The following is a 12,425-nucleotide window of genomic DNA, read 5'->3' as shown; positions in this document are numbered from 1 at the left end:
CGAAATTAAAGACGAAAATGGCCGCATCGCTGCGGCCTTTTCTATTTATCTGTCAAAATTTCCAGATAAGCGATTGTTTTAATTTATTCTACAGTCACTGACTTTGCGAGATTACGCGGCTGATCGACGTCTGTACCCATCAGAATAGCGGTGTGATAAGCGAGCATCTGGATCGGCAGGGCATAGACCAACGGCGTGATAAACTCAGGCACATCCGGCAGAACGATGGTCGCCATCGTATCAAGGCTCGCTGCCGCAGCACCCTTCTTATCGGTGATGAGAATGATGCGACCGCCGCGTGCTGCCACTTCCTGCATGTTGGAAACGGTCTTCTCATAAAGACGATCCGACGGTGCAATGACGATAACCGGCATGGTCTCATCGATGAGCGCAATCGGGCCGTGCTTGAGTTCGCCAGCCGCATAGCCTTCGGCATGAATGTAGGAAATTTCCTTGAGCTTCAGCGCACCTTCCATCGCCAGCGGGAAGGATGTTCCGCGGCCGAGATAAAGCACATGATTAACCTTGGCCAGCTCATGGCAGACGGCAGCAATCTGGTCTTCAAGCTTGAGAACCTGATTAAGGAAGCGCGGAGCTTCCGAAAGCTGGCGCACCAGCTCCTGCTCGCGCTTGTCATCAATCGCACCGCGTGCTTTAGCAGCAGCAATAGCAAGTGATGCCATGGTCGACAGCTGGCAGGTGAAAGCCTTGGTCGATGCAACACCGATTTCAGGACCGGCAAGCGTCGGGAACACAGCATCCGATTCACGCGCAATGGTCGAGCCAGTGACATTGACCACGGAGGCGATTTTCAGGCCCTGTGACTTACAATAACGAAGCGAAGCAAGCGTATCTGCCGTTTCACCAGACTGCGAAACAAACATCGCGAGCGAATCTTTTGAAAGCGGCATTTCGCGATAGCGGAATTCCGAAGCGATATCGCTGTCGACTGGCAAACGTGCGATCTGCTCAAACCAGTATTTACCCACCGAAGCTGCGTAGAAAGCCGTACCGCAAGCAGAGATCGTCAGACGATCAATCTTGCTGAAATCTATGCTGACTGCTTCCGGACGCACCTTGCCGGTAGTGAAATCGAGATAATTGGCGAGCGTGTGCGAAATCACTTCCGGCTGCTCGAACATCTCTTTTTGCATGAAGTGGCGATGATTGCCCTTCGAGACCAGCATATTTGCAGTCTGCGATTTCTGAATCGTGCGCTCAACCTCTACATTGTTTTCATCATAGACGGTCACGCCCTTGCGGGTCAGCACGGCCCAGTCGCCATCTTCGAGATAAGCAATCGTATCCGTGAACGGCGAAAGCGCGATAGCGTCGGAGCCGAGGAACATTTCACCTTCGCCATAGCCAACAGCCAGTGGTGGTCCCTGACGGGCACCAATCAGGGTTTCTTCATCGCCTTCAAACAGAAAAGCGAGAGCAAAAGCACCCTGCAGCTGCGGCAGGCAATCGCGCACGGCTTCTACCGGCGACTTGCCCTTTTCCAGCTCACGCGTCACGAGATGTGCGACAGCTTCGGTGTCGGTTTCTGTCTCGAACTTGTAGCCTTCCGCTGCAAGCATGGTGCGCAGTTCGGCAAAATTTTCGATAATGCCGTTATGAACAACGGCCAGACGTGGCGTGATATGCGGATGCGCATTGCGCTCAACAGGCTTGCCGTGGGTCGCCCAGCGAGTGTGGCCAATGCCGATAACGCCCGGAAGCGGTTCACCTGCAAGGCGCTTTTCCAGATTGACCAGCTTGCCTTCCGCACGGCGACGATCAAGCTTGCCATCTAGCAGCGTAGCAATACCGGCAGAGTCATAACCACGATATTCAAGTCGCTTCAGCGCATCGACCAGACGCGGTGCGACTTCGTCATTGCCGATAATGCCGATAATTCCACACATAGGGTGCTCCAGATCCGAGATTCACGCATTCAATTGCGATTTAAAGATTCTAACGCTGAACGGCAACCCAGAGGACTGCCGTTTCATTCATCTGTTCGTGGTTTATTTCGAAGAGGTTTTAGCCGCTTTGATGGCAGCATACTTCTCTCGCAGGATCTTTCCCCGACCTTCTTTGGTTTCCTGTCGCGCACGACCGAAAGCCAGAGCATCCGCAGGCACATCATCCGTGATCGTGCTGCCGGATGCGATATAGGCATTATCACCAATCGATACAGGTGCAACGAGCGAGCTGTTGGAACCGACAAATGCGTTTTCGCCGATCACGGTCTTGTATTTGTTATAGCCGTCGTAATTGCAGGTGATCGTGCCTGCGCCGATATTGCTCGACGCTCCAACGGTTGCATCGCCAATATAGGTCAGGTGGTTGATCTTGGCGCCCTTGCCGACCTGCGCATTCTTCACTTCGCAGAAATTACCCACTTTAGATTTTTCACCAAGATTTGCACCTGGACGCAAACGCGCAAACGGTCCGATCTCGGCATTTACGCCAATCTTCGCACCTTCAATATGTGAGAAAGCATGGATCAGCGCGCCAGACGCCACATGCACGCCCTGCCCGAAGAAGACATTTGGCTCAATCACAACATCAGCTTCGACCAGCGTATCGTGCGAGAAGAACACGGTTTCAGGCGCAATCAGCGTCACACCGGCAAGCATCATTTCCTGACGCTTGCGGTTCTGCCAGATGTTTTCAGCTTCAGCGAGTTCGGCGCGGTTGTTAATGCCAATCACATTATCGACCGGCACTTCAATCGCTACGACATTCAGGCCCTTGCCATGAGCAAGGCCGACAATGTCGGTGAGATAATATTCGCCCTTGGCGTTCTTGTTATCAACCGCATCGAGAAGAGCAAGTGCGTGGCTTCCACGAACGGCCATAAGTCCGCCATTGCAGAAACCGATTTTCTTCTGCGCTTCGCTTGCTTCTTTTTCCTCGATGATTGCGGTGAGCTTGCCACCTTCTTCGATCAGGCGACCATAGCCATGCGGGCTCGCGGGGCGGAAACCGATAACGACAACATCAGCACCCTCTGAAAGCTTGTTGCGCGCAGCTTGCAACGAATGTGCTTCGATAAGCGGTGTATCGCCAAAGACGATCAGCAGATCATCATAGCCGCGTTCAATCGCTGTACGCGCAGCCAAAACTGCGTGCGCCGTACCAAGACGTTCTTTCTGCTCGAAAGCAGAAACAGCATCGGCAACTTTTTCGACAGCGCCGCGCACCTCATCAGCACCACGTCCGACGACCAGCGCAACGTCGCTCTTACCGGTTCCCTGCACGGCTTTGACCACATGCGAGACCAGCGGCAGGCCAGCCACCTGATGCAGAACTTTTGGCAAATTCGACTTCATTCGTGTGCCTTCGCCAGCGGCAAGCACGATGGAAAGGCAGGTACGGTCTGTCATTGTTTCGTCCAGAATGATTGAAGGCTTCTCTGCTCAATAGCATCAAAGCGTATATGGAAGCTTACAGCTCTTTATCCAAGTCTGCCCAATGCAGGGAAGGTTTCAAGCAGCCAGAACGAGAAAGACTGCATTCCGCCCGTAAGGAAAAGGATGCCTGCAGCGATCAAAAGAGCGCCCATCGCTTTCTCGACCTTGCCGAGATGCACACGGAAGCGGGACAAAAACCGCATGAACGCGCCAGAGAAAAGCGCTGCGATCAAAAACGGAATACCAAGCCCAAGCGAATAGACCGCAAGCAGTGCTGCACCCTCGCCTACAGTGCTGCTGCCGCCTGCCAAAGTGAGGATCGGGCCTAAAACCGGGCCGATACAAGGCGTCCATCCAAACGCAAAAGCCAGCCCCATGACATAAGCGCCCAATGGCGTGGCTGGCGCACTGCGCGCCTGAAAACGTGCTTCGCGTGACAGAAATGAAAATCGCAGAACACCAAGAAAGTTCAGGCCCATCAGGATGATGACAACGCCCGCCACCATTGCGATTTCCTGCTGCCACATACGCAGGAATGCGCCGATAGAAGAAGCTCCCGCGCCAAGCGCGACGAAAACAGTGGTGAAACCGAGTACAAAGCAGATAGCCGCGAAAGCTAGCGAACGACGATGCGAAGGGGCGGCAGCAATCCGTGATTCTTTTTCGGCACGAAAATCCTCAACACTCACGCCCGCCATATAGCACAGATAAGGCGGTACAAGCGGCAGAACACAGGGCGAAAGAAACGACAGCGCACCCGCACCGGCAGCCGTCAGATAAGAAACACTAAGCACCAAAACCTCATTTTTCACATAGAACTTGGTTTTATCTGATACAGATAAATAGCTCTATTCATTTGTTTTTGATCAAAGTTAGAAGAAATTGAGCTTTCTTTCCCCACTCTGTTCAAAGCGCTTGCGGCAAAAACCATTTCGCTCAACTATATCGTCTAACTTCGACATTACTTTTAGTATTTTCAATGCGGCATCTCGCTCGAACATAAGTTCGCCCTAAATCAGGATCACTGCGCGATTTTAGATTGCTCCAACTGGACGACGCTCCTATGAGCCTAATTGATGATGATGAACCTACCGTAGTAACCAGCGGACCGAGTACGTCATTTGGCTGGCTAAGGCGATACCAACATTTTCTATTTCCTGTCGCCGGTATAGCGATCGCTCTGCTGGCAATTTATGTTCTGGAAAACCTTCTTCAGAACACGTCCCGCAAGGATACGCTTGAAGCATTCCACAGCTTTTCGTGGTCCACTATCGGCCTTGCTGTTCTCTTCACAATGCTCAGCTATGCAGCGGTAGCACTTTACGACGTGGTCGCGGTTGATACGATTGCACCCAACCAGATTCCGCGCCGTATCGCGGCGGTCGCAGGCGCTGCGGGCTATGCGATCTCCAATGCAATCGGCTTCTCACTGCTCACCGGCGGTGCGCTTCGCTATCGCATCTATGCAGCCGAAGGCATAAGCCTTGCCGACATTGGCAAGATCGTTGGCACGTCATGGTTTGCGATCTGGTTTGCACTCATCATCATGGTCGGAGCAGCATTGCTTATCGACCCACAAGATGTGCCATGGATTTCCACCATCGACTCGCGCATCGATATTGTTGCCGGCATCGTCATTCTGGGTGGCATCACATGGCTGATTTATTGGCTTTCGCACGGTCAGCGGACGCTGCGCATCGGCTCACTTAGCCTTCGCCTGCCCAACTCAAAGGGTGCAATCACCCAGATTTTCGCAGGTCTTGTTGATGTCGGCGCAGCAGCAGCAACTCTTTACGTGCTGATGCCACAGGATGCGGTTCCAAGTTTTGCGGTTTTCGCACTGGTCTATGTGATTGCTATCGTGCTTGGCATTGCCAGCCATGCACCGGGCGGGCTCGGTGCATTTGAAGCGACAATCATTGCAGGCTTGGGCATTGGCGGAAAACCCGATGCGATTGCAGCGCTCCTCGCCTATCGTGTGATCTATACGGTCATGCCGCTCGTAGTTGCCACGATAGGTCTTCTTATCTGGGAAGCTATGCGCCGCAGGCACATGCTTGGCCGACAAGCCAAGTTTGCCAAGCGGCTTGTCGAGCCTCTCATTCCCGGCCTTTCTGCCAGTATCATTTTCCTCGGCGGCATTATCCTGCTCGTTTCAGGAGCCACACCAGATCTGCATAACCGGACCAAAATTCTTTCAGGCATCGTACCTGAGTTTTTTGTCGAAACATCGCATCTTGCTGCAAGTCTGGTCGGCGTCGCTTTGCTTATCGTTGCGCGCGGCCTGTTTAAGCGGCTGGAGCGCGCCTGGATTGCAGCACTAGCACTGCTGCTTTTCGGTGCAGTTTTCTCACTCACCAAGGGTCTCGACTGGGAAGAGGCGACTATTCTCTGCGTCTTTGCCTTCGCCCTATGGGGCTTCCGCGATTCATTCTATCGCCGCCCCATCTCCGGCCCGTTTGAACTGAGCTGGAGCTGGATTGCGTCAGTCGGTACGACAGTTATCGTGTCGACTTGGTTAGGTTTTTTCGTTTATCGCCACGTCGAATATTCCAACGATCTCTGGTGGGATTTTGCCTGGAACGACAACGCGCCGCGCTTCCTGCGAGCAACAGTTCTCGTCTTCGCGGTGGTGGCAGCAGTCGGTCTTCATTCCATCATCAACCGGCACAGCCAGCGCAAACGCAAGCGCGATTATTCCATTCCTGACGCGGTACCCGCGCTTGTGGCCGCTTGCCCGCATACGGATGCAGCTCTTGCCATGCTTGGCGACAAGCAATTCATGCTCGCTCCGGATGATAGCGCCTTCATCATGTATGCGCAGTCTGGCGGCAGCCTGATTGCGCTGGGTGAGCCTATCGGCAATGCACAAGCAGCCAAGGAACTTGCTTGGTCCTTCCATGGCCTTGCCGACCGAATGGCTCTACGCACAGTCTTTTACGGCGTTGGCCCACAAAGTCTGCCGCTGTTTCTTGATATGGGGCTGGTGGCACTGAAACTCGGCGAAGTCGCTCGCGTCGACTTGACTGATTTCTCGCTTGAAGGCCCTCGTCGCCAGCCGTTCCGTTATGCTGATCGCAAGGTTGATAAGGACGGACTGACCTTTGAAGTCATTGACGTTAAAGACGTGCCTCCATTGGTGCCGCGTCTGCGTGAAATTTCGGATGCATGGCTTGATCATAAGTCCGGCAGCGAAAAAGGCTTCTCACTCGGTTACTTCAATGATGACTACATGGAGCGCTTTGATGTGGCCGTTCTGAAAAAGGATGGCGAGATCGTGGCTTTCGCCAATCTCTGGCGCGGCGCTGATAAATACGAAATCACCGTCGATCTGATGCGTTATATGCCCAATGTCCATAAGCTTTTGATGGACGCGCTTTTTGCCAAGCTGCTTATGTATAGCAAGGATCAGGGCTATAAATGGTTCAATCTGGGTGCGGCGCCACTCTCCGGCCTGAACCGCAGCAGGCTCGCTTCGCGATGGAACCGCTTTGGGTCCTTCATTTATCGTCGAGGCGCAGACCTTTATCACTTTGATGGCCTCAAAGCCTTCAAAGAGAAGTTCGACCCGATCTGGACGCCGCACTATATGGTCTGTCCCGGCGGACTTGAAACACCACGTACTCTTATCGATGCCACAACCCTGATCAACGGCAACCCTCTGGAGTTCATCCGCAAATGAAGAAGCGACGCATTCTTTTGACCGTCCTTGGGCTGGCACTGATCGGTGGCGCTGGCGCCTATACCGCACTTCATCCGGGCAAAATTGCCCGTCAGTGGGCGCAGTTCTTCAATGCAGATGAACCCGTCATTCATGCAAGCGCTGAGCGGCTTTCAAACATTCCAGTTTATATGCCCAAAAGCGATCCAGTTGGCCTTGCCATTCTCTTGAGCGATGAGAACGGCATTGGCGACAAAGAACGCAGCTATATGGATGCCATGTTGGCACGCAACATCATCGTGTTGCCTGTGGAGCTTGGCCCTTGGCGTGCGGCGCTAGACAAGGAAGATGGCGAGTGCAACTATCTCGATTCCGACTTTGAGGCGATTGCCAAGGAAGCCCTGCGCGGGCTTGATCTGGATATCTATTTCCATCCCGTCGTAACCGGCATCGGTCAGGGCGCAACGATTGCATACGCCGCCGCATCGGACTCGCCAGATGCAACTATCGCAGGGGCCATTTCGCTCGACCCAACGCCTGCGAAAACGCGTCTGCCTTCATGCACAGAAGCAGCAGAAGCCAATAAGGCACCGGAAGGCGGCTTTACCTATGGCTATAATGCCAACATGCCTGCCCCAACGCTGGTTATCGGGCCGACAGGCTCGCCAGTAAACAACCCGGTTGAAGCGCGTCAGAGGAAGATTGCGGTATTGCAATCCGGGCCAGATTTCCCGGCACGCATGAAGATGGCGGTCGATAACGTCGTTGCCATGGCCGATCAGGACGCAAAAAACGAGGCTCTCCCAATCGTTGACCTGCCTGCAAAGAATGGCAATGCCGATATGGTTGCTGTGTTTTATTCCGGCGACGGCGGTTGGCGCGATCTCGACAAATCAATTGGCGAATGGCTGCAGGCCCATGGTGTTCATGTCATCGGTGTCGACTCTTTGCGCTATTTCTGGTCGGAACGGACACCGGAAGAAATTGCCCGGGATACAACGGCCATGATCCAGAAAGCCGATCCAACCGGCAAGCTGCCAGTCGCAGTTCTGGGCTATTCCTTTGGTGCCGATACGTTCCCCTTTGCGTGGAAATATCTCGATCCTGTATTGCAGGATCGCACGAAAATGATCGGGCTCCTTGGCGTCGAAACAACCACCACATTCCAGGTTTCGATTGAAGGCTGGCTGGGTATGGATGGCGACAAAGACGTTGTTCCAGCCATTACGACAATTCCGCTTGATCGCGTTGTCTGCGTCTATGGCGAAGAGGAAGACGATACTGCCTGCACCGCGCCGGAGCTTAAAGGCGCTGACCTAATGAAGCTGTCGGGCGGGCATCACTTCGATGAAAACTACGAACCGATTGCAGCAGCACTGCTCGACAAAATGCGGGCACGCGCAGGCTTGCCCCCACGCCCTGCGAGCTGAAGTTAATAAAAGGCACTGGCCAAGGCCGGTGCCTTTTATGACTCAGATTTTGGCGATTGTAGCCAGTTTCCAGCGCACCAAATCTATGACCAGAAATACCAACAGGCTTAAACCGACCATCGGCAAAGTCCATCCGATGATAGCCGCAATCACGACGACAACGAGCCTCTGCGATATGCGAAGATAGAGCCAGCTCTGAATCAGCGTTCGCGGCGTGCTGCCCGCGGGCGGACGTCGCTGCCACCAGATGCGATAACCATAGATGATTGTGCCGATCAGCGCCAAACCCAGCAAAGCCATGATGACCTGATTGGCGACGCCAAACAGGACGCCCATATGCAAATCAATACCCCAGCGGATCAGCTTTGCGATGATCGGAAAGGTTGCAAAATCGGCCCGGCTGATGACCTGCATATCGCGCGGATCGATTGCAATCGTGTCGACCTGCGTTGGCCATGAACGATCATATTCACGAACCAGCCAGGCCTGCTCGGCATTGCGCGGCAGTCGAATTTCCAGCATCGGCGATTCAAGGCCGGATTGTCGCGACAAAAGATTTACGGCGTCCAGCTGACCAATATAGTCAATCGTTGCAGGTGTAGCATCATGATCCAGATGATCTGCATGATCGTGATGTTCAGCATGAGGATCAGCCGCGACAGCAGGCTTATCAAGTGCCACCGAAACAGATGGCGTGATCCAGCCTACAGCGGCACGGAAGTCATCAATCCGGCCACCAGCCAGTTGCGACCAGGTCATACCCGTTGCCGAAAGAAAGACCAGTCCGACGGCGATCCAGATTCCTATCTGTCCGTGCAGGCGACGGGTGCGGAGGTGCTTGTTCTCGTTAGCCTTTGCATTGCGGCGAACATCACGTTTCCACCACCAGAGCAGAACCCCGCCAAGTGCGGCGACCCACAACCAAGACGCGGCAAGCTCGCTATAATAGCGCCCGAGATTGCCAAGCATGAGATTGCGATGGAGATAGTCAATCGACGCGCGCAACGGCAAAATACCGCTCGTTCCATAGACGACGAGATCGCCTTTGATCGCCAGCGTGATCGGATCAACGAAAATCGTTCGACTTTCCGATTCACCCAAACCCGGCTCGCTGAACATAATACGCGAGTTCCAGCCCGGACCTGTTGATGGCCGTATAGCAAAGAGCCTTGGTTCGTCACCGATAAAATCGCGCGCAGCCTTAACCTGATCCGCCAACGGCTGCACGGTCCCCAGAGAGGACGTGCGCAACTGGTCGCGATAGATCATATCTTCGAGTTGTGGCGTCAGCACGTAAAGCGTGCCTGTAATCGCTGCGATCAGAATGAAGGGACCGACGAACAGCCCGACATAAAAGTGCAGCCGTGTAATGAAAGCCTTTAAGCTTGAACTGGCAACGCGCGTTGCCTCAGCAGGATGGGACTTGGGCTTCGACAATACAGTATCTGTCATAGCTGCACCCCATATCGTGCAGCATCTGCGAATAAACGAATAGAAAACATTGGCATCTCCAGCCTATGTGAAACAGCCGGACGTCACGCGATCGCGCCTCACTTAGAATGCGCGAAAACTACGTAACGTCGGATTTGATTCATACTTGAGCTGAAAATGCGGGCGGGCCTCTGGGAAGATGTGTTTCCGCAACATGATCCGGTGGACCAAGAACCGCAAGTCGCACGACATGGTGCGAGGGAATGAAAACGGCGTGATAGGCAAATGAAAGCGTCTGAGCCGCAAGACCTGTGCCTATGGCACACGCAGCCTGACAAAGCGTCGAGCAACAGGACCGCGCAAGATCCTTTAGTGGTGCGTCGTCGCTCGTGCCCTGATTGTTATGGATCGAGCAGATGATTGCGGTTGGACCATTGGACCACGCAACCATCGAGGCCTGAGCATAGGATGTTACGATGCCCTGAAACAGAATGACGAGCGCAATTGAGGCCACCCAAAGGGCAGCTTCAAATTTATCGCCGATAATTCTGGCTTTAAGGCTCATAATCGCTCATCTCATCCCTTGGCGGGATTGTCACTGCGACAAATGCGAGAGCCGAGCACCAGAATCTGCTCTGAGCTATTTCCTGTTCAATTGGAGAACAGGAATGTTTGGTGAAATTCCAGACAATGGTTTACCCTTGGGATTGTCAGAGCAATCAAACTGATAAAGCTGCGGCGACTTTGCAGGCGGATACCAGGGAAAATCTCCCGATGCCGGCAGTTCTGGTTTAATGCGCCAAGCAGGCCGAGTAACAGTTTTGCTCAGAGCACCTGTTCCTTCTAGCGGAACGATGTTGCAACTCACCACTCCTGCGAAAGCAGGGCTGCTAAAACCGATCAAAATTGCAATAATTGAAATGATAAAAAGCTTTAAAGTTAAGCGCATGATCATTCTCCAAACAATCATACGCAATCTAAGTAGATTAACAGCTGGCGGTATCGCAAAGCTTCGCGACCCATTGATTGGGGTAGCAACTAATATTTCGAAGGAGGGTAAAGCTAAGCAAATAAACTGACGAACAAGTTTAAAATAAAAACATAAAGGTAAAACAGCTAGTCTTAATGTTTGCTAAGTCATTGAAAATGGTGAGCGCGCAGGGATTCAAACCCTGGACCTGCTGATTAAAAGTCAGAATATATCATCTTATTTTTCCATAACTTATAACCATCATGTGTCATTCATGTGCCAAACTATGATTATGCGAGTGTTTCCGCAATCCTGTCGAAAGCTGCTTTATGATCGTCCGAAGGAAACAGATGGCCATAGCGATTCATCGTAATGGCATAACTCGCATGACCGGCCAATGTCTGTACCGCTTTGGGTGAAAGGCCAGCCTCAATCCAAGTCGAAATAGCGAAGTGTCGAAGAGCGTGCCAGCCGATATTTTCAACTTCTGCGCGCTTAATTGTGGGTTTCCAATCGCGCTTCATAAAGTTGGTGTGGCGTACAAAGCCGCCCTTGCTGTCAGTGAAAACGAAGTCATCAGGCGCGCTGTGCTTCGTTTCACCCTTCCAAGCTTTTAACTGCTCAAGCATCGCCTTTCCGATTGGAACAGTGCGACGACCTGCGGATGATTTTGTCGTGTCGAATTCACCGTACGCATCCACGCGCGTTTCGACCGAGACGAAGCCTTTCTTCAGATCGAGGTGCACCCAGCGTAGCGCCCATTGCTCGGAAGCTCGCAGGCCTGACGAAGCAGCGAACCTGATTCGTACCGCTAATTTGTCATCAGCTTTCTTAAGGATCTTAGCGAGAGCCGCCTTTGAAGGTGGCGTTACCTTATCTCCGGCCTCATCGCGCTTGCCAATAACTCGAACACCTTTGGCGACATTGACGCCCACCTTATCCGTCTCAACGCCATGTTTCAGAATACGACTCAGCGTTCCGAGAACACGCCGTGTCGTGACAACTCCGGCTGAAGCATCGCGCATTTCATTCCTAAGCTTTATCACGTCCGCCGTCGTCAGTTCCGACAGTGTTTTGGTTCCGATTCCTTTGGTGAAGCCAACAGCGCTTTCCTCTTTTGGATCAATCCAATTATCGATGTGCTGCTTTGTGGTGCGCAGATAGGATTGTACGACGCTTTCACCACGTTTGTTGCGCTTCTCCATCTCCTCATAATAATCAACGCATACGTCAGCTACGGTCGTCTTTTGAGCTGCTTCTTTGTATGTCGCGGCACCTGTCGCACTCACAAGGTCAGAAAGACGAGCTTCGGCTTCGCGTTTCTTTGCATACTGTTCTCGATGACGCTTCCCATGCCTGTCAGTGAAATCCAACTGCCACGCTTCGTGTTTTCCGCTCGCGTTTTCCCACGAACGCTTCTTAATTCTAGCCAAAATGATCTCCTGATAATCGCGTCACATGATACCGCATGGCACACACGGCTGCAATCTAACCAGGATTATTGACATCTCACAAAAAAGAGAACATTACAA

9 protein-coding genes are annotated in these 12,425 nt (G+C 52.8%); 2 read left to right on the top strand and 7 right to left on the bottom strand.

The genetic code is table 11. The annotated features are described in order from the left end of the window. Positions 1-83: 83 nt before the first annotated feature. The 3 genes from glmS to CEV34_RS22930 all read right to left on the bottom strand — a co-directional run bounded on the left by glmS (position 84) and on the right by CEV34_RS22930 (position 4,195). Positions 84-1,907 carry a glutamine--fructose-6-phosphate transaminase (isomerizing) gene (gene glmS / locus CEV34_RS22940; RefSeq protein ID WP_007878851.1) on the bottom strand — a complete coding sequence of 608 codons (1,824 nt, stop codon included), beginning with the start codon at positions 1,905-1,907 and terminating at the stop codon, positions 84-86. Positions 1,908-2,009: 102 nt separating this feature from the next. Next, positions 2,010-3,374 (bottom strand): bifunctional UDP-N-acetylglucosamine diphosphorylase/glucosamine-1-phosphate N-acetyltransferase GlmU, encoded by a 1,365-nt coding sequence (gene glmU / locus CEV34_RS22935; RefSeq protein ID WP_007878850.1) that lies wholly within the window; start codon positions 3,372-3,374, stop codon positions 2,010-2,012. A gap of 71 nt (positions 3,375-3,445) precedes the next feature. Continuing rightward, entirely contained in the window at positions 3,446-4,195 is a 750-nt protein-coding gene (locus tag CEV34_RS22930; RefSeq protein WP_039860724.1) for a cytochrome c biogenesis CcdA family protein, read from the bottom strand. Between the two features lie 269 nt (positions 4,196-4,464). Here CEV34_RS22930 and mprF point away from each other — a divergent pair, with 269 nt between their 5' ends. Beyond that, complete coding sequence (gene mprF, locus CEV34_RS22925; protein ID WP_039860721.1) at positions 4,465-7,083, top strand: bifunctional lysylphosphatidylglycerol flippase/synthetase MprF; 2,619 nt, start codon at positions 4,465-4,467, stop codon at positions 7,081-7,083. Next, a complete protein-coding gene (locus tag CEV34_RS22920) occupies positions 7,080-8,492 on the top strand; it encodes a virulence factor family protein (RefSeq protein WP_171379653.1) in 1,413 nt (470 codons plus the stop codon). The genes mprF and CEV34_RS22920 overlap by 4 nt, the downstream gene beginning before the upstream one ends. Before the next feature lie 42 nt (positions 8,493-8,534). On the opposite strand, the gene CEV34_RS22915 is transcribed toward CEV34_RS22920, so the two are convergent. The 4 genes from CEV34_RS22915 to CEV34_RS22900 form a co-directional block, all read right to left on the bottom strand. Beyond that, complete coding sequence (locus CEV34_RS22915; RefSeq protein ID WP_007878846.1) at positions 8,535-9,944, bottom strand: PepSY-associated TM helix domain-containing protein; 1,410 nt, start codon at positions 9,942-9,944, stop codon at positions 8,535-8,537. A 139-nt stretch (positions 9,945-10,083) separates the two neighbouring features. After that, positions 10,084-10,488: a hypothetical protein gene (locus CEV34_RS22910; protein WP_007878844.1), complete on the bottom strand. Its 405-nt coding sequence runs from the start codon at positions 10,486-10,488 to the stop codon at positions 10,084-10,086. 75 nt (positions 10,489-10,563) lie between these two features. Continuing rightward, entirely contained in the window at positions 10,564-10,872 is a 309-nt protein-coding gene (locus CEV34_RS26885; protein WP_143853497.1) for a hypothetical protein, read from the bottom strand. Positions 10,873-11,183: 311 nt separating this feature from the next. Beyond that, positions 11,184-12,326, bottom strand: a complete 1,143-nt coding sequence (locus tag CEV34_RS22900) for a tyrosine-type recombinase/integrase (protein WP_235819163.1) — start codon at positions 12,324-12,326, stop codon at positions 11,184-11,186. Between the last annotated feature and the right edge of the window lie 99 nt (positions 12,327-12,425).

Source organism: Brucella pseudogrignonensis, assembly GCF_002252525.1.
Lineage (GTDB): Bacteria > Pseudomonadota > Alphaproteobacteria > Rhizobiales > Rhizobiaceae > Brucella > Brucella pseudogrignonensis.
This window is presented reverse-complemented; position numbering and strand designations above follow the sequence as displayed.